Below are 17983 nucleotides of genomic sequence, written 5' to 3'. Positions count from 1 at the left end.
CTTTTATGTATTAAATGTGATATATGTCAAAAATCTGTCGAATGTAATCGTTCTTCAGAATGACTTTTTTATTTGTGATTAAAAATGAATCTCCTACTTTTTTCAAAGTATAGAGAGAACATCCAAAAAACTGATCTACTATATTATATCTAAAACTCAATGTATTCCAGTTAAAACGTATTTTAACTTCTTCATTATTTTCTTCAATAATTTCAATATTCGAAATCATGTGATTTGTTCTCGTATCGGGCAGCGTAGCACTGGAACGCTCGGTTCTTATTCTAAAGATGCGATCCTCTAAACCGTGTCGATTTGGATAATAAATCAAGGAAACCTCGGTCTGGTGATTTGTTGTCAAATTATCTTCGTCATCCCAGCACGGCATCCAAAATTCTACTTTATCATCATATAACTCCAGCCATTCATCCCACTGCTTGTCATCCAGATGTCTGGCCTCTTGATAAAGAAATGCTTGTATTTTATCGTAATTAGTCATTTTACAAATTGCTTTCTTGGTTAATCAATTCCTCGCTATCCAAGGCTTCTTTCATCACTTCAGCCCAATAATGGTGTTGCATCAGAAACAAACCTTCATCTTCACTTCTATTTCCGCTTATTTTTGGCTTTATTCCCATGGCATCAGCATGCTCGTCCGGACCATAAACCCAATGCTCAGCACCACGGCTAACGTCGTTCCAAGGCATCGCTTTTGATAAATAACTTTCCTGACAAGATCTAAATTCTTCCAGGTCATCAGGTGTCCCCATTCCCGTTACGTTAAAGAAATCCTCATATTGACGAAGACGTAACGCACGATCAGCCGCAGGTTCGTTTTTCGGGGCAAAGCAGTAAATAGTCACTTCTGTTTTATTTACAGCAATAGGACGAAGCACACGAATTTGAGTAGAGAACTGATCCATTAGATATACATTTGGATAAATTGCCAGATTACGTGTCTCGTTGATAATAAAATTTGTTTTTTCTTCACCAAGTGTACTATTTAGCCTTTCAAGCTGGCTGTACAAGGGGCGCACTTCTGGGTTTAGCATTTTGGTCCAAAGCAGCATATGTCCATTTTCAAAACCATATACACCGCCCACACTTTTTGACCATCCGTTAGGATCTACGGCTTGAACCCCTTCTTCTTTACGGTTGCCCATTGTTGCCACATAATTCCAATGCACAGAACTCACATGGTAACCATCGGCACCATTTTCCATTTGTAATTTCCAGTTGGCGTCGTAGGTATATGTAGAAGATCCTTTCACTACTTCCAATCCAAATTCAGACTGATCTACCATTTGATCAATAATCTTTACGGTATCTCCCAGATATTCTTCTAGTGAGGAAGAATCTGGATTTAAACTGCCGAATAAGAATCCTTTATAAGATTCAAATCGCGCAATTTTTTTTAAATCATGAGAGCCATTAGTATTAAATCCCTGGGGATATCCGGCATCTTTTCCGTCTTTTACTTTCAATAGTTTTCCAGAATTATTAAAAGTCCAACCGTGAAACGGACAAGTATAAGTTGATTTATTTCCTTTTTTATAACGGCAAAGCTGTGCTCCTCTATGACTACATGCATTGATAAAAGCATTCAATTCGCCTTCTTTATTACGTGAAATAAAGATGGATTGTCTGCCAATGTATGTCGTGAAATAATCGTTCAATTCAGTTATCTGACTCTCGTGTGCCAAATAAATCCAATTATTTTCGAAAATGTATTTCATTTCCAATTCGAATAAATCTGGATCGGTAAAGGATTCTCTTTTATGACGATACAAACCTTTTGCGACATCGTGTTGAAGCAGACTCTCTACGTATTCTTTGTTTAATTTTTCCATTAGTCTTGTTATTTCGTAGTCATAGCTCACCCGCTCCGGAGTCATTTTCGGATAAAAGCCTCATGAGACTAGTGAAGTAAATCGATTCAATTTGCTCCTTCTCAAGAAGATTCTATATGTCCAAAAAGATTTCGGAAAATAGCAATAGACCCCTTATTTTTATATTATGCTACAGCTTCGGCTCTCAATCGCTCTACATCTGCATCGTGAATACCTTCAATTTCACTGTGTAATGTGAAGTCGAAATCGATTGAGGAGAAAGACTTAGTTAAGCCTTTTTCTCTGATTTTTTCTGGATCAGAAATTATAGTAAGATCAGGAACCAAACCCTCACGAGTTGCGAAAGCGAAATCGTCCCATAAGTAGGGATCTCCTTCAAAGTTAATTTGTGTGGTTAATTTTCTACAGCCTGGCGCTGAAACAAAGAAATGAATGTGAGATGGACGATTTCCGTGGCGGCCAATAGCGCTTAAAAGTAATTCCGTTGATCCTCCGGGAGGAACTGCATAGCCGGAAGGAAGGATGCTACGAAATTGATAACTTCCGTTTTCATCTGTTTCAATTGTCCCTCGTAAATTAAAGTCACTTTGCGATTGATCAAAATAAGAATAATTCCCTTTTAAATTAGCATGCCAAACTTCTACTAATGCATTCGGAATTGGATTGTTTTTATCATCTAAAACTTTTCCTTGCATAAAAAGAATTTCTCCTTGTTCTACTTCAGTTCCGTCGTCCAAACGAGCAAATCCTTTTGATTTTGGAGCGCCTGCAACATAAAGTGGTCCCTCAATCGTTCTTGGCGTTCCTCCTGTCATTCCAGCTTTTTCCTCTTCTTCATCCATGCGTAAGTCTAAAAAATGTTCTAATCCCAGACCAGCTGCAATTAAGCCATATTCCCCATTTTGTCCCGCTTGCGTTAAGAAATTAACAGCTGTCCAAACTTCATCTGCTTGGATGTCTAAATCTTCGATGGTATAAAACAAATCGCGTAGTATTCTATTGACAATCACTTTTGCTCTATCGCTTCCACCTTCAATCTTTTCTGTACTTTCAATTTTTTGAAGTACTTCATCTATTTGTGCTCTAGTCATGATATTGATTTTTTAATTTATTATAGTTTCTTTTTGGTTGATTATAATTGCTTTACAATTCTCCTTCTTTAATAGAAGAATAGTGTTTACATAATGATTTTACTTCTATTTCCATAAAAGGAAAAAGGGGTAATTTGCTTAGAATCTCATGAAGCTCTGCAGGGGTTTCTACATTAAAAATACTGATATTCGAATACTTTCCTACAATTCTCCAAATGTCTACCCATTTTCCACTTCGCTGTAAATCTTGGGACATTGCTTTTTCTTCTGCTTTTAATTCATTCACAAAATTCACATCTAAATCATGTGGAATTTTTACGGTCATTTCTACGTGGAATAACATGCTGCTAATTTTTATTTACGTTTATATTGGTTGAGTTTTTCTAAATCTAATTCCAAGCCTAAGCCCGGACCTTGTGGAATCTTCATTGAAGCATTCGAAAATTCTACTTTAGTTTTTACAATATCATCTGTCAATAATAAGGGACCAAAAAGTTCCGTTCCCCATGACATTGTTTTCAAAGTACTAAAAGCATGTGCCGACGCCACAGAACCAATTGTTCCTTCTAATAAAGTACCGCCATACAAACCAATATCAGCAGCTTCTGCAATCGCAGCCACTTTTAATACATTATGTAATCCTCCTGATTTTCCAATTTTTAATGCAAAAACATCTCCTCCTCTTATTTTGGCCAATTTGTAAGCATCTGTGCTATCATTCAAAGCTTCATCGGCCATAATAGGTACGGTAAACATTTTGGTCAAACGGGCCAACCCTTCAAAATTTTCTTTCACTATAGGTTGCTCGATCAAATCAATTCCTGCTTCTTGAAGTTTAGCAATACTTATTTTTGCCGTACTTTCATCCCAAGCCTGATTTACATCTACCGTTATTTTTGCTCGGTCTCCCATTGCTTTTTTGATAGCGGCAACGTGGGCAATTGAAATTTCCGGTGCTTGCCATCCAATTTTTAATTTAAAAGTATGGTGTCTTCCAATAGCTAAAAGATGTTCGGCTTCTTCAATATCCTGTTGTGTATTCCCGCTAGCCAATGTCCATAAAACGGGTAAAGTATCGGTAATTGCGCCTCCTAATAATGTAGCGACAGAAACCCCCAATCGTTTTCCATGTGCATCCAAAAGAGCTGTTTCAATTCCTGATTTTGCGATTCGATTGCCTTTGATGTTTTTCTCGATCCAAAACATTGCTTTGTGAATATTAGTAGCATCCTGACCAACTAATAAGGGGGCAAAATACCTATCGATGTTGAGTTTCATACTCTCAGGAGATTCCTCTCCGTAACTCAATCCACCAATTGTCGTTGCTTCTCCAATTCCTTCAATGCCATCACTACAAAACAAACGAATGATCACCATAGTTTGTTTTTGCATAACGGTCATCGAGAGATGATGCGGGCGAATTGTGGGTAAATCAACCAGAATAGCTTCAATTTTTTCAATAATAGGATTATTCATTTCTTAGTATCTAAATTATTTGATTATATCAGAAGTAAGTACTCACTCATAAAAAACTAAGCACTCACTTACTGTTTGATTATCACAAATTTATAGGTAAAAGCAGAGTCTAAAATTGGATTAATTCTCTATTAATGAGACAAATCAAACAAATAGGTAAAAAACATAACTATTTGTTTACAACGTCTTTAAATATAAAAAAAACATATGCCCAAAAAATTAGGACAAACAAGCTTTACTACAGAAAGATGAGTCATAATGTGATAAACAGCAAATTCATAGAATTGACAATTATCTATTTATCATAATAGAATAAGTAAAAGTCAAATAAAACTATTCACGTCCTAATTGGTTTGTGAATTCTTTGGGAGAAGATACCATAAATACAACTTTACCGCTTGAGAAGGGTTTCACCATTTTTAAACAAATGAAAACACTTGGCAACATACTATATACAATGTATAACTCAAAATCTTTGAATATGAACTACTTCAATGATCATTTAAAACCTGAGGAAAGTATGTTGAATATTCCATTCTTTTTAATCTCGTTCTCTTCAAAATTATTTGTAATTTTGCAATCGATTACAACGCTAATGTGAATATCAATAAATATTCTTCAGAAATTGTCGTCGTAACGCATCAAAAAAACAGAATAATGCAAACTTCAAAAAAACTTTTTATCTGGTCTTGGATATTGGGATTAGTGTTTTATTTCATCGATTACGCCACCCGATCTGCTCCTTCATTAATGATTAGCGATTTATCTCAATTATTTTCTATTTCAAAAATCGATGTTATTTCTTTAGTGGGTAGCTATTATTATACCTATGCCATTTGCGCTTTGATAGCTGGAATTTGTTTAGATAAATTTGGATCTAGATATTCTATGTTTGCAGGTTGTTTCATACTAGGAATAGGATGCCTATTATTTGTGGTTTCCTCTAGTTTTGTCGGTGAGACGGGCCGTTTATTACAAGGAGCTGGAAGCGCTTTTGCTTTTCCTGGTTGTGTGTATTTGGCCAGTAAAGGATTTCCATCTAAATACTTAGCAACGGCCATCGGATTTACGCAATGTATTGGAATGCTAGGTGGTTCAGCTGGTCAATTTATCGTTGCTCCAATGTTAGAGAATGGCATGTCTTTTTCTAGTTTTTGGATTATTTCGGGAGTTTTATGTATTATTCCTGCCTTTGCTATGCTTATCGTTACGCCAAAACACACCATAGAGGAAAACAGTGATCATAAACAAACTTCTTTTTTTGAGCCTTTTAAAATTATCTTTACCAATAAAGATTCTTGGTTAAGTGGATTGATTTCTGGCTTATTATTTGTCCCTACCACCATTTTTGCTATGACTTGGGCTGTTCCTTATTTTAAACTTGATTTAGGGTATACAGTAAATGAAGCCGCTATGACCGCCGCCATGGCATCACTAGGATGGGTCATTGGTTGTCCATTGATGGGTATGTTAACCGATAAAATTGGCAAACGAAAACCTGTAATTCTATTTGGCTGTATAGCAATGGTACTTATATTATTACAAATTTTATATGCTCCACAATTGATCATTCCTAAAATTTCACTGCTACTTTTTGGCGTCTTTTCAGGAGTGGCTATGATCCCTTACTCGGTAATTAAAGAGGCTAATCCGGACTACGTTAAAGGAAGTGCTACAGGGGTACAGAATTTTATTACTTTTGGGGTAACCTCTTTACTTGGGCCGCTTTTTGCTAAAATTTATGGTAATAAATTACCCGAGGTAACCGATAAAATCGGTCACTTCGAGCAATCTGTTTGGTTTTGGATAATCGGAATCTGTTTTGCCATCCTATTTACCTTATTTCTTAAAGAGACAGGAAGCAAAAGCAAGTAAACTAATTTAGATTCTGTTTCACCTGAAGATAAATCCCATGATCTTGAAAAGTAGCTACTAGAACTATTTTCCTCTAGGTTGAAAAAACAAAAAAGATCACGCTACTAAAAAGGTAAAACGATCAACGTTTTGTCTTTTTTTATGTTTTTTTTACTTTTAACCTATGGAATTAAAACTAAAAACCTCCAAAATTAACGTTTTGGAGGTTTTTACTTGTCTTAGTTCAGCAAGAAACATAGCTAACGATATCTGTATAAGCTACTTGATCAGTTATAGGTGACATCATTTTTCAGATCCTAATTATTTCCTTACAAGCACCAAGGCACAAAATAATTAATTAGTCTTGACAATGGTTAGCGTCAATAAATGAACCTATGCTACTACCGGCTGCAATAACCTGGTTTTTAGTAATACCATTAGATACGTCAGGTAAATCAAAATAAGTATAAGGATTATTGCCCGTTGTTGTTACATCCGTTGTAAAAATATCTAATCCTGCAAAATAAGCATCTATGGTTGTAGCTTCAGTAGCAACTTGACTTGCAACACCACTTAAACGTGCTGCTCCAAGCTGGAAGAAACCATTCATCGTCTGATCTCCACCTTGACCTTTATCAATATCCCATGCAGTCATACCTTGGGCTTGTGTATAGGTAATTCCACCAATAGTAAGACCATTTACCCATAACAAGCTTGATCCATTATTTAATGCTCCATTGGCAAAGAAATATCCTTGTGAAAATGAACAATATTGTTCAATAGGACATCCAGGTCCAGAAATAGTTCCTTGATTACACGAAGTACCGGCTTTAATCCACGCAATGGTGGTCGTATCAATACTATAACCTCGATCAAATTTTAAAACCAATACCCAAGATGTTGCGGACTGAAGATCATTGAATTTAACAAAATTGTTTGTTATAGCTTGTGGGTTACAGGTTGTACCTGAGCCTTCTGTGGCTTCTAAATTGGCAGGGCTTCCGTTTACAGTTGCCCAAATAATATCTCCAAAACTCGGGCTTTGATCTCCGCAATTATTTAAGTCGATGATAAAATGGCTTAAATCTTTTGCATTTGCTTTAAGACGTGTTATAGTATACGTCCAAGTTGTTCCATCTGCACTAACAGTAACAGATATACTATAATCCCCCCATTGACTTGTAGAAGCAGATGAAGGCTTGGCACTAGATGCTGAAGGTGTTGAAGATGTAGAAACTTCTGAATTTTCACTTACAGGCTCGTTGCTGCAACTAAATGTAAAAAAAAGTACAATCGCTAGTAAAATTAATCGTTTCATTTTGTCAAATATTTAATTAATAAATTAAAAATTGCCATACAATATGAGTAAGATTAAATAGGCAGAAGCGGGAATATTGCACGAAGTTAAAACACAAAATGCTATAAAAAAAAATAACTCGTTTAAGCGATCATAAACCCGTTAAACCCCTGTTTTTATGCGCTTTAACAGCACTACCCTTTCATTTTAAAAACGGGAATGACTTCTATTTTTAAGTAACACTTTTTCTTTTTCAGAAAAACGAATTAAGTGTACTCAATATATTTCTTACCTTCGCTTGAAGAAAATCGTTTTCCTCACAAACCCAATAAGGAAGGATGTAATTATACCATTTTAACACTATGGTAAATAAATTAGCCACAAATCAAACAATAGCCTAAAATAGCAGGATTCCTTCTAATACTATCAAATGCACGATCAATTATTGAACCTGATAAGTGAAAAAATTGTACTTAGCACGCACGACAAAGAATTATGCGAAAAGTACTTTGAACCCGTATTATTTCCTAAAAATCGAATTATCGAAGAGCAAGGCAAAATCCCTAAGCATCTTTACTTTGTTCTATCTGGTTTTATGCGACTGTTTCATTACAATAAATTAGGTGATGAAATTACCACACATATAAACTGCCCACCAGGATTTTTTACGTCCTATTCCAATTTTATCAACCAGACACCAGCTATTGAAAATGTAGAATGTATTACGGAATGCGAGCTTTTGAGAATTACCAAAATAGACTTGGATTTTCTTCTTCAAAGTAGTGTGGCCTTCAAAGATTTTAGTATTTGGGTATTTGAACAATCCCTTACCTATAACGAAAACCGCTCAAAAGATCTAGCAACCTTAACAGCAGAACAACGTTACCAAAAATTAGTAGATAATTACCCTGAAATCCTCTACAATGTTCCTCTTCAATACATTGCTTCGTTTTTAGGAATGAACCCTAAAAGCTTGAGTAGAATCAGGAAGCAAATCATTAAGTAACATTTGTGAAGTAGATTAAAGTAATCACTTCGCAACTTTGTGTCCTAATAAAACAATAAAATGGCACAGAAAAATTTAGCATTGGTTACAGGTGCAAATGGGCACCTTGGCAACAACTTGATTAGATTACTTATTAGTAAAGGCATTCCAGTAAGAGCTTCGGTTCGCAACATCAAAAACAAAGAACCTTTTCTTGGTTTAAATTGCGAGGTAGTTCAATCCGATATTTCCGACAAACAATCCCTTGTAAAAGCTTTACAAGGTGTAGAAACCTTTTATGCCGTTGGAGCTGTCTTTAAACTGTGGGCCAAAGACCCGAAAAAAGAAATTTATGATGTCAATCTTGAAGGCACAAGAAATATGGTTGAAGCCGCAGCGGAAGCGGGCGTAAAACGAATCGTGTACGTCAGTTCTATTGCAGCTCTAAATTATTCAAAGCTACCTACCAAAGAAAGCTATGGTCAAAATCCTGACCGAAGGGACATGTATTACAATTCAAAAAATGACGGTGAAAAGTTAGCTTTTGAACTGGCTAAAAAGCACAAGATAGAGTTGGTTGCCGTTTTACCATCTGCAATGATTGGCAGCACAGCTTTTAGACCTTTAAGTGTTTCTTATAATATTATCTCTTTAATCCTGAACAAGCAAATACCCGTCGAAACAAAGATTACTTTAAATTGGATTGATGTAAAGGATGTCGCCCAAGGCTGTTATCTAGCAGCCACAAAAGGAAAAAATGGAGAACGTTATATATTAGCAAATGAAAAGTGTACCTCCATAAAAGAGACCACTCAAATTGCACAGGAGTTATTTCCAAACTTAAAAATAAAACTTCCTATGACAGTTCCAAGATCGATGTTATTTACAATTGCTTGGTTCATGGAAATTGGAAGTCGGATAAATGGTAAAGCTCCTTTGTTGAGTACCAAAGATATTGCCATGTTTTCAGGACTTCAACAAGACTTTGATATCTCAAAAGCAAGGAAAGAATTGGGCTTTAATCCTAAAAACTCCACACAAGCTGTTAAAGAGGCGATGGTGTACTTACTAGAAAACGAGAAATATTTGCGCCAATAACAGAAAGACAAGCAGTTAACATCGATTTTGTACAAGCTAGGACTGAAGTAAATTAAAGTAAGCTTTTACCCTTTTCACTTACTTTGCTTTGACATACCAGCTGTACCAAATCGGGGCTGCTCCTCTTTTAAATAGCTTACAAGAATCAATAAATTTACTTTGGCCTTCCAATGGTCAAAGTACCCGTACATATCAATTTTTCTTTCTCCACTTGACTCCCGCCTTACCCCCCCCTTTTTTATACCTGAACCTATTAATTAAACTAGTACGTTGGCTATAATTTGAAAGTACAATTTCAAATTGTAGTCTTTAACGTATGCGAAACATTTAATTTTTTACCTATTTTTTTTACATATCCAACTATTTTTACCCTTTAATTAATGTAATGCATAAAAATTATTCGAAAAAATTATCAAAAAATTTGCTTAAACGTTTAACTTTATTATATTTGCCCTCAAGAAAACGTTATAGTGAAAAAAGTTTCCATAAAAGATGTAGCATTAAAAGCAGGGGTATCTATCGCCTCAGTCTCTTATGTGCTTAATAATAAAGTAGGAAGCCGCATCGGGAAAGAAACTGCAGATAAAGTCACTAAAGCAGCCGAAGAACTTAACTATCGTGCCAACATAGCGGCCAAAAATCTAAAAACACAACGTACGAACATCATCGGATTAATTGTGGCCGATATTGCGAATCCTTACTTCTCGCAAATAGCACGAATAATTGAAAACGAAGCCAATAAAAAAGGGTACACACTCATTATTGGAAGTTCTGACGAAAATAAAGAGAAATTTGAAAGCCTTATTAACATGTTTTACCATCGCCAGGCCGAGGGTTTGATTATTGCGCCTGTTGAAAATTCCCAAGCTTGTCTGCTAAAATTACAAAAGCAAAATATACCTTTTGTTTTCATAGATCGTTACCTCCCAAAGATACAAGCTGACAACATTCGAATCAATAATTATGAAATCAGTTATCAAGTTACGGAGCATCTTATAGAGCAGAAACGTAAAAACATACTTCTGGTGGCTTATGAAACGATGTTGGATCATTTGATTCAAAGAACTGAGGGATTTAAAGATGCCTTAATAAAAAATAATTTACAATTTTCCAGCAGTAATATACTGACTATTCATAAAGATCATATAGATCAGGGTATTGACAATGGTTTTAGCAATTTGTTTGAATCAGATGCTAAACCTGATGCTGTTTTTTTTACCAGTAATAAACTGGCCATATCTGGCTTGAAAAAACTTATGAAATTGGGCGTAGCTATTCCAGCTGATGTTGCAGTTGTGGCTTTTGATGAGACCGAAGCCTATGAACTCTTTAGTGTACCCTTGTCTTATGTAAGCCAGCCCTTAACCGATATTGGGATTGCTGCTGTAGAACTGCTACACAATAAAATTACAGATCCCTTACTGCCTTTTCAAAGCATTGTACTAGATGCCCAAATGCATATTAAGGATTCTTCACAACTTAGAAATTAACCACACTTTTTTTATTTATTAATTTGCTTAAACGTTTAACCTGTATTAATTATGAAACAACAAACACCAACCAAGTCATCTATATATTGTTATGGAGAAGTATTATGGGATATCTTTCCCTCTGGAGCACGCGCTGGCGGAGCTCCTTTTAATGTGGCTTACAATCTAATGAGAATGGGAATTGATGCCCATATGATAAGCCGTATTGGAGATGATGAACTCGGAAGCGACCTTATGAAGCAACTTAACAATTGGAATATTTCGACTGAAAATACCCAAATAGATCACCTATACCCTACCGGAACTGTAATTGCTAGTATAGACGAGCACAATGAAGCTCATTATGATATTATCAAACCGGTTGCTTGGGATTTTATCGAATTCAAAGAGGATTACATCAACAAAGTGCGTGATGCTGATGCTTTTGTTTTTGGAAGTCTTATCACCAGAGGTGAAGTATCACGTAACACCCTTTTTGAGCTTTTGGAAATTGCCAAATTTAAAGTATTCGATGTCAATTTAAGACCTCCTTTCTATTTGCTTCCTGTTCTTAAAGAACTACTTTTCAAGGCCGATCTTGTCAAAATGAATAAAGCAGAACTTAGGCTTATTTTAGATTTTTTAGCTAAAGATTATTTGACCGAGGACGACAGTATTCGTTATATACAAGACACTTTTAATATTAAAGAAGTATTGATCAGTAAAGGCAGCAAAGGCGCTATCTATTATAATGGAGAGCATCATTATCAAGCTCCCGCCGTACCTGTAAAAATAGCCGACACGGTAGGAAGTGGAGATGCCTTTTTAGCAGGATTTCTTTCTAGACGAATAACCAATTCAAATCCGCAGGAAATCATGAAACAGGCTACCGCTTTGGGCGGTTTTATTACCTCTAAAGAAGGAGCCTGCCCTTCTTATAACCTAAATGATTTTGAAGCTTTTCGACATGAGAATGAAATGGCTTGCCTTCAACTTTAAACAACTAACCACAAAATAATCGCTATAAACATGTCACAAGCTAAATTTACCGAGAAAAAATACACCATTACCTTCATATTTGTAACCTCATTGTTTCTATTTTGGGCCATTGCCATTACCATGGGTGATGTACTTAATAAACATTTTCAGAATGTATTGCACATTAGTAAATCAGAATCGGGATTGGTACAATTATCTATTTTTGGCGCTTATGCCGTTATGGGCATTCCCGCAGGACTTTTCATGAAAAGATATGGTTATAAAAAAGGTGTACTACTAGGGCTGCTGCTTTATGCTCTTGGCGCATTTTTATTTATACCCGCAGCACAAAACGAATCTTTTACTTATTTCAGAGTAGCTTTATTTATACTCGCATCGGGTCTTGCTACTCTTGAAACCGTTGCACATCCTTTTGTGGCATCATTAGGTGATGAACGTACTAGCGATCAACGTATTAATTTCGCTCAATCATTTAACGGATTAGGTGCTATTATTGGACCTCTCTTAGGTGGTTTTTTTATACTCAATACCAAAGGGACTGAAGGTCTGGAATCGGTTAAAACATTATACATGATCATTGGAGCCGTAATTCTTACTATTGCACTTGCTTTCTGGTTTGTAAAAGTACCTTCATTAAAAGATCCTCACAGTGAGCATGGAAAAAACACCACTGACTTGCAGCATCCTGATGTAATAACAAATGCTCCTTTATACCGTCAGCGTCATTTTATGTGGGCCGTAGCCGCCCAATTTTTTAACATTGGCGCACAAGGGGGTACATGGGCTTATTTTATTAATTATGGAGTAGAAAAAACGGGGCTTGCAGATAATCAGGTTGCTTACTATTTTTCACTAAGTATGGCCATGATGATGGTGGGGCGTTTTATAGGAACTTTTTTAATGCGTTATGTCGCTCCTAATAAACTATTGGCCTTATATAGCATTTGTAATATGGTCCTTTGTATTGTTATTTCTCAAAGTTTTGGATGGGTATCTTTCGCAGCACTAATTATGTTGAATTTCTTTTTAAGTGTTATGTATCCCACTATTTTTAGTCTTGGTCTGAAAAAATTAGGAACCAAAACTGAACAAGCCTCTTCTTTTTTAGTTATGGCTATGTTTGGTGGTGCGGTATTCCCTCCTATTATGGGATTTGTGGCCAATACCAACATTGCTTATGCTTACTTGTTGCCTATTGTTTGTTATCTAGTGATCCTCTTATTTGCTACAAAATATTACAAACCCAAAACATTAGGTATCCCAACTAAAGTTCTAAATGAAATCAGTCTATGATATCCAATGCTTTTTGCAAGTCTATAACTACGGCTGTTTTACTACTGTATACGCTCTCGGTAACAAGTCAGATTGTCATCAAAAATAAAAATTTCTCCTTTGGAACTACAGGAAGAATAGGATTTGGGTATTCTCCTAATATTGAAGGCCATACAGGGCGTCAATTAAACCTTTTGAATCAGGGTTCCCTCGGAGGAAGAATGGATCAAGGTGATTATGTAGACTTGCTTCCATCCTTTCATTTTATGCCTGTCACGGCCAATAAAGACAGTACGGAAATTGATTTTCAGGTAAGACTTGCTTTTTACTCCTCCAATGGTACATTTTTGGGAAATGTAAACTCGGGCTCTACGGACGGTATGATTGTTAGTTTACCCGAAGCTTTTGTGGAAGCTCGTAATATTGCAGGAAGTCCATGGACTGTATGGGCTGGAGCAAGATACATGCGTTATGATGATGTGCACATTGCTGACTATTTTTATTTTGATGATCATTCCTCACAAGGGTTTGGTATAAAATATAAGAACTCGTCCTTCTCTATGTTTTTCCCTGCAGCCATAGATACAACATCAGCCAGTGTTACACCTCCTTATTCGTATTCTAATATTATATCAGGAAGTAAGAACCTTACCTATCGACAGCGCGAAGTTATCGTAGCCGAGCATAGTTTTACGATATCAAAAAAACACCTTATAAAATTACTGGCCGAATACCATCATGTCCCAGAGGTACACAAAAATGCCAATCCAGCCTTTCCCGCTGATCATGGATTCGTAGCAGGAATTAAAATAAACTCCGAACTTCAAACAAGTAAAAAGGGATCTTTTAACCAATTCGCTATTCGTTATGGAACGGGTATTGCTAATGGCGGTGACAATGGCAATACACAAACTTGGCGTACTTTTGGTGCGCCAAGTTTGGAAGACCAAACCTATAAAGGTGCTTATTCCCTAACCATGGTAGAACATCTGATGCTCAATCTTTCAGACAGGATCAGTATTAATCCTTATGCTGTTTACACCCAAAGTAAAGGGGGAGCTGACACCAGCGGTAAGGCTCTAGACTTTTATAACAGGTCCATCTACAATTATAAAACGGATCTCGCGGTAGGTACCAGACTAATTTATTATCTTACTAATTGGTTTCATCTGGTCTCTGAGCTTCATTACACAGCGCGAAAAGATAGTGACAACCCAACTGCTTCCTTGGTCAAATTTGCCCTTGCCCCTACTATTGTACCTACTGCCGAACGCAGTCCATGGGCACGGCCACATATAAGATTTATCGCCGAAGTATCGCGTTATAATGATTATGCAAAAAATGCCATGTATTCCCCGTTTTTACAACAAGCCGGACAAAAAAGGATTGGGACTTACTTTGGTGTACGCTCAGAGTGGTGGGTATTTTAACTTAAAAACAATACTATGAAAATAAAATTCGGGGCTTCGCTCCTTTCTTGGATACCGCCTTTGTGGACCGCCGAAGCCGGACAATATGCTATAGAAAAAACGGCTCAAAACGGTTTTGATCTCATCGAAATCCTTTTGCCTAATAGTATGGAATTTGATGCACAAGCGGTAAAAAAACAACTTAGGAAAAATAACCTTGATGTCGTCTGTTCTCTCAATCTTCCCAAAGAAGCACATATTCCCTTTTATCCCAAAGAAGCTTTAACCTTAATTTGCAAAGCTCTGGATAAAACAGCTACTTTGGATTCCGTTTTTTTAGGAGGTGTATTACATGGCGGTATTGGTGTATTTACAGGAAAGCCCGTTACTGATAATGAAAAAAATATTATTGTAGAAGTATGGGAACAAGCTGCCGTTTATGCACAAAAACTTGGAATAACAATTGGGATAGAGCCCATAAATCGTTATGAAAGTTATATCTGTAATACGGCTGCAAATGTTTTAGCACTCATTGAAAAAACAAACATGCCAAATCTGGCAGTTCATCTTGATACTTTTCATATGAATATTGAAGAAAATAATTTTTATGATCCTGTAATAGCATCAGGCAAATTACTAAAACATATGCATATTACTGAGAGTAACCGAGGCATGCCAGGAGAAGGAACTATAAACTGGGATGAGCTCTTTAAAGCCCTAAAAGAGATTGATTTTGAAGGTAATCTTGTCCTAGAGAATTTTTCTTCCTCCGTTCCCGGCATGCAACAAGCCGTTTCTTTATGGCAGAACTCCTTACACGATGCCGACGAATTAGCCATAGGGAGTCTTGATTTTCTTAAACATAAGTACGCTGATTTTAGTTATTAACTAAAAAATGCTGTGATGGTCAACATCAAATATACCTATCTGTAGCAGTTTCTACATTTTTTTTAACAGCAGGTGTGTAGTAATATGAACTAAAAATCTCCAAAAACAAATAGACCACACCCAAAATGTTAAACGGATTTATAATTACGTTTGATATTAATGAGCTCGATATTGTATCGGGCTCATTGCTTTTTCATTAGGTTTTATTTTGTTGTACTTAGAATGGTCGTTATTTTCTAAGATTCGAAACAGAAATCCATCATAAAAAAGAACGAACTTGCTCTACGTGATTTTTCGAAAGAAATAGATCTTATTTACTATTTCAACCAACTTGTACATTATCAATACAATAACAATAACACATAAAAATTAAACAGATTATATCCCTTATTAGACTTGTGTGTTTCATTTTTATGTCTATCTTTGCACCCGCAATCAACACACATTAAAGCTGAAAAAATTAGCCTAATGTAGAAAGATTAAGAAATGGCCTCGTGGCGCAACTGAATAGCGCACTTGATTACGGCTCAAGAGGTTACTGGTTTGAATCCAGTCGAGGTCACTTAAGGAGACAACTAGCAAATAGTTGTCTCTTTTTTTATACACAAATTTGTAGGTTTTTCAAGCCTCTACAGCCTAACATTTACGGTTCAATTTTTTCACAGGGAATTTTTAGACTGTTTGAAATAAACAGTCCTAAAGTGGCGCTATTAGAGATTTAATCGAAGCTGAACGATGGTTCGAAATCCCGTTAAGGATATAGTTTTTTTTCTCTTTTGGTTTATCGTAATTTTTTGATAATAAATATAATAACTCCAAAATAATTTTAGTTTCTTTCTCATCTACCTGAATGCTGTTCTTGGAAAGAATAATAACGGCTTTCTCTACTGAAACAGTCCTCTCAATGAAATTCATTTTTTCTATTAGTTTTTCGGTTTCTTTTTTTTGATAGTATTTTTAAAAATGCTAGATTTAAATCTAAAGATAGATCTCCTGTTTTAAAATCAATATCAGTCGGCGGAATAAGATTTACAAGATGTCTTTTATCTGAAGTCTCAAATTCAGAAAATCTTTGAAAGATTTCAACTAATGCTTTTTCTTCTATTTGATTTTTTCTATCATAAGCTTTTAATTTAACAGTAATATCACGCGCTTCCTTTTTAAGGTTTTTGGTGCTGACTTGATTCTCTTTTTTTAATTCGTTATAGTCATCAATTTTTAATATTCCAGCTATAAACCCTTTTCTGCCTCGAGAAAGGGTCAGCTTCTCCTCATTTATTTTCCTCTCTAATACTTTTTGAGCATATAAATAACTTGCTTTCTGTGTCTTTATATTTCGGTCTTCCAAAATTCCTTTAAATAATTCTATAACGTTATTTGAAAGAACCAATTGTTGAAGCTTATTTTCATAGCAATCATTAAGAAATCTTGCATTTATCCTTGTTCTACAACCATTATGGCAATGATAATATGGATATTTTTTTTTTTGATCTCCCATTTGAAAAACTTCCGCCCAGTTTTCGATCACAACCAGGACAGGTTAAAAAACCTCTAAGAAAAAACATTGATTGTAAATCATCTCTTTTTGAAGTAGTTTTTCTTCTTATATTAATAACAGACTGAATCTGATTAAACAAAGACTCAGATATCAATGGCTCGTGTAATGCTTTTACCATATACTCTTCACCAGAATCTAGTGTGACTGGAATAAGCCCGCAATAAACAGGATTATGTAAAATCCTGAAAAGTGTGACCTTGAGCATACTAATCCTTTATCATTAACTATTTTAATTATTTCGGATATTTTATGATCGTTCTTGGCAACTTGATTAAAAGCCCATTTTATATTTACAATACTTCAGTAGTCTGTCCTCCTGTTCTGGCAAGGAGTAACCTTTTCTTTTTTGTTCGTCCGTACTTACACGAACGTATAAATAGGCTGACTTCATATAATTTAAGGTATTTGATTTTCTAATGAATATTTTATACAAATGAAATAATTAATTAAAAAGTATTTCATACAGTATTAAGTAAAACGTCATACACAATAAAAAGATTATCTACTCATTGGAAAATTCTTCAGCAATAAAGTAAACAGAAAGCAACGTAATCTCCTACTTATTCTAGCCTAGAAAGAATTGAAATCAAAATTTTATACTGTGTTGTAAGAGTTCTTGTAAAACACGTATAATTACTTATTGGTTAATTTTTATTTTTGATTACACTTGCCTACGCCAATTTCTAATGGATTATGGATTTCCGTAAGATCACTAATCTTTAAAAAGCCAATTTTGCCTT

Annotated in this window: 18 protein-coding genes and 1 tRNA gene; 9 read left to right on the top strand and 10 right to left on the bottom strand. The window is 35.5% G+C overall.

From position 1 onward, the window contains the following. Positions 1–10: 10 nt before the first annotated feature. The 5 genes from benB to AC51AA_RS02700 all read right to left on the bottom strand — a co-directional run bounded on the left by benB (position 11) and on the right by AC51AA_RS02700 (position 4414). Positions 11–496 (bottom strand): benzoate 1,2-dioxygenase small subunit, encoded by a 486-nt coding sequence (benB, locus tag AC51AA_RS02720; RefSeq protein WP_500704213.1) that lies wholly within the window; start codon positions 494–496, stop codon positions 11–13. Position 497: 1 nt separating this feature from the next. Continuing rightward, positions 498–1847 carry an SRPBCC family protein gene (locus AC51AA_RS02715; protein ID WP_500704212.1) on the bottom strand — a complete coding sequence of 450 codons (1350 nt, stop codon included), beginning with the start codon at positions 1845–1847 and terminating at the stop codon, positions 498–500. A 164-nt stretch (positions 1848–2011) separates the two neighbouring features. Next, positions 2012–2938 carry a catechol 1,2-dioxygenase gene (gene catA, locus AC51AA_RS02710; RefSeq protein ID WP_500704211.1) on the bottom strand — a complete coding sequence of 309 codons (927 nt, stop codon included), beginning with the start codon at positions 2936–2938 and terminating at the stop codon, positions 2012–2014. Positions 2939–2990: 52 nt separating this feature from the next. Further along, the gene (catC, locus tag AC51AA_RS02705; RefSeq protein WP_500704210.1) at positions 2991–3281 is read right to left on the bottom strand and encodes a muconolactone Delta-isomerase; all 291 of its coding nucleotides are present in this window, start codon (positions 3279–3281) and stop codon (positions 2991–2993) included. Positions 3282–3292: 11 nt separating this feature from the next. Continuing rightward, positions 3293–4414: a muconate/chloromuconate family cycloisomerase gene (locus AC51AA_RS02700; protein WP_500704209.1), complete on the bottom strand. Its 1122-nt coding sequence runs from the start codon at positions 4412–4414 to the stop codon at positions 3293–3295. A 657-nt stretch (positions 4415–5071) separates the two neighbouring features. Here AC51AA_RS02700 and AC51AA_RS02695 point away from each other — a divergent pair. Then, positions 5072–6289, top strand: a complete 1218-nt coding sequence (locus AC51AA_RS02695; RefSeq protein WP_500704208.1) for an MFS transporter — start codon at positions 5072–5074, stop codon at positions 6287–6289. Positions 6290–6626: 337 nt separating this feature from the next. On the opposite strand, the gene AC51AA_RS02690 is transcribed toward AC51AA_RS02695, so the two are convergent. Continuing rightward, positions 6627–7586, bottom strand: coding sequence for a hypothetical protein (locus tag AC51AA_RS02690; protein ID WP_500704207.1), 960 nt, complete (start codon positions 7584–7586; stop codon positions 6627–6629). 409 nt (positions 7587–7995) lie between these two features. Between AC51AA_RS02690 and AC51AA_RS02685 the strand changes: the two genes are divergently transcribed. From AC51AA_RS02685 to AC51AA_RS02650, 8 genes are all read left to right on the top strand, one after another. After that, complete coding sequence (locus AC51AA_RS02685; protein WP_500704206.1) at positions 7996–8571, top strand: Crp/Fnr family transcriptional regulator; 576 nt, start codon at positions 7996–7998, stop codon at positions 8569–8571. Positions 8572–8631: 60 nt separating this feature from the next. Then, entirely contained in the window at positions 8632–9648 is a 1017-nt protein-coding gene (locus AC51AA_RS02680; RefSeq protein ID WP_500704205.1) for an NAD-dependent epimerase/dehydratase family protein, read from the top strand. Positions 9649–10118: 470 nt separating this feature from the next. Continuing rightward, entirely contained in the window at positions 10119–11138 is a 1020-nt protein-coding gene (locus AC51AA_RS02675) for a LacI family DNA-binding transcriptional regulator (protein ID WP_500704204.1), read from the top strand. A 51-nt stretch (positions 11139–11189) separates the two neighbouring features. Beyond that, entirely contained in the window at positions 11190–12116 is a 927-nt protein-coding gene (locus AC51AA_RS02670; RefSeq protein WP_500704203.1) for a carbohydrate kinase family protein, read from the top strand. 30 nt (positions 12117–12146) lie between these two features. Continuing rightward, positions 12147–13409 carry a sugar MFS transporter gene (locus AC51AA_RS02665; RefSeq protein WP_500704202.1) on the top strand — a complete coding sequence of 421 codons (1263 nt, stop codon included), beginning with the start codon at positions 12147–12149 and terminating at the stop codon, positions 13407–13409. Next, complete coding sequence (locus tag AC51AA_RS02660) at positions 13406–14818, top strand: carbohydrate porin (RefSeq protein ID WP_500704201.1); 1413 nt, start codon at positions 13406–13408, stop codon at positions 14816–14818. The genes AC51AA_RS02665 and AC51AA_RS02660 overlap by 4 nt, the downstream gene beginning before the upstream one ends. A gap of 15 nt (positions 14819–14833) precedes the next feature. Next, a complete protein-coding gene (locus AC51AA_RS02655; RefSeq protein ID WP_500704200.1) occupies positions 14834–15685 on the top strand; it encodes a sugar phosphate isomerase/epimerase family protein in 852 nt (283 codons plus the stop codon). 488 nt (positions 15686–16173) lie between these two features. Continuing rightward, positions 16174–16247 (top strand) — tRNA-Arg (locus tag AC51AA_RS02650). Positions 16248–16381: 134 nt separating this feature from the next. Here AC51AA_RS02650 and AC51AA_RS02645 read toward each other — a convergent pair. From AC51AA_RS02645 to AC51AA_RS02630, 4 genes are all read right to left on the bottom strand, one after another. Then, the gene (locus AC51AA_RS02645) at positions 16382–16600 is read right to left on the bottom strand and encodes a PTS sugar transporter subunit IIBC (RefSeq protein WP_500704199.1); all 219 of its coding nucleotides are present in this window, start codon (positions 16598–16600) and stop codon (positions 16382–16384) included. Further along, positions 16587–17213, bottom strand: coding sequence for a hypothetical protein (locus tag AC51AA_RS02640; protein ID WP_500704198.1), 627 nt, complete (start codon positions 17211–17213; stop codon positions 16587–16589). The genes AC51AA_RS02645 and AC51AA_RS02640 overlap by 14 nt, the downstream gene beginning before the upstream one ends. Next, on the bottom strand, positions 17140–17448 hold the full coding sequence (locus AC51AA_RS02635) for a recombinase family protein (RefSeq protein ID WP_500704197.1): 309 nt from the start codon (positions 17446–17448) through the stop codon (positions 17140–17142). Before AC51AA_RS02635 ends, AC51AA_RS02640 begins: the two co-directional genes overlap by 74 nt. A 66-nt stretch (positions 17449–17514) precedes the next feature. After that, positions 17515–17634 (bottom strand): recombinase family protein, encoded by a 120-nt coding sequence (locus AC51AA_RS02630; RefSeq protein ID WP_500704196.1) that lies wholly within the window; start codon positions 17632–17634, stop codon positions 17515–17517. Between the last annotated feature and the right edge of the window lie 349 nt (positions 17635–17983).

This window comes from Flavobacterium sp. OHVDL-2026-0007 (assembly GCF_059882335.1).
The sequence above is the reverse complement of the archived record's forward strand: the minus strand, read 5'-3'. Positions and strand labels throughout refer to the sequence as shown.

Bases quoted from the DNA above. Each gene is read 5' to 3' on its own strand.
- AC51AA_RS02660 (WP_500704201.1), top strand. From the start codon at position 13,406: ATGATATCCAATGCTTTTTGCAAGTCTATAACTACGGCTGTTTTACTA.
- AC51AA_RS02630 (WP_500704196.1), bottom strand. From the start codon at position 17,634: ATGAAGTCAGCCTATTTATACGTTCGTGTAAGTACGGACGAACAAAAA.
- AC51AA_RS02655 (WP_500704200.1), top strand. From the start codon at position 14,834: ATGAAAATAAAATTCGGGGCTTCGCTCCTTTCTTGGATACCGCCTTTG.
- AC51AA_RS02690 (WP_500704207.1), bottom strand. From the start codon at position 7,586: ATGAAACGATTAATTTTACTAGCGATTGTACTTTTTTTTACATTTAGT.
- AC51AA_RS02670 (WP_500704203.1), top strand. From the start codon at position 11,190: ATGAAACAACAAACACCAACCAAGTCATCTATATATTGTTATGGAGAA.
- AC51AA_RS02695 (WP_500704208.1), top strand. From the start codon at position 5,072: ATGCAAACTTCAAAAAAACTTTTTATCTGGTCTTGGATATTGGGATTA.
- AC51AA_RS02715 (WP_500704212.1), bottom strand. From the start codon at position 1,847: ATGGAAAAATTAAACAAAGAATACGTAGAGAGTCTGCTTCAACACGAT.
- catC (WP_500704210.1), bottom strand. From the start codon at position 3,281: ATGTTATTCCACGTAGAAATGACCGTAAAAATTCCACATGATTTAGAT.
- AC51AA_RS02635 (WP_500704197.1), bottom strand. From the start codon at position 17,448: ATGCTCAAGGTCACACTTTTCAGGATTTTACATAATCCTGTTTATTGC.
- AC51AA_RS02645 (WP_500704199.1), bottom strand. From the start codon at position 16,600: ATGAATTTCATTGAGAGGACTGTTTCAGTAGAGAAAGCCGTTATTATT.
- AC51AA_RS02680 (WP_500704205.1), top strand. From the start codon at position 8,632: ATGGCACAGAAAAATTTAGCATTGGTTACAGGTGCAAATGGGCACCTT.
- catA (WP_500704211.1), bottom strand. From the start codon at position 2,938: ATGACTAGAGCACAAATAGATGAAGTACTTCAAAAAATTGAAAGTACA.
- AC51AA_RS02665 (WP_500704202.1), top strand. From the start codon at position 12,147: ATGTCACAAGCTAAATTTACCGAGAAAAAATACACCATTACCTTCATA.
- AC51AA_RS02685 (WP_500704206.1), top strand. From the start codon at position 7,996: ATGCACGATCAATTATTGAACCTGATAAGTGAAAAAATTGTACTTAGC.
- benB (WP_500704213.1), bottom strand. From the start codon at position 496: ATGACTAATTACGATAAAATACAAGCATTTCTTTATCAAGAGGCCAGA.
- AC51AA_RS02700 (WP_500704209.1), bottom strand. From the start codon at position 4,414: ATGAATAATCCTATTATTGAAAAAATTGAAGCTATTCTGGTTGATTTA.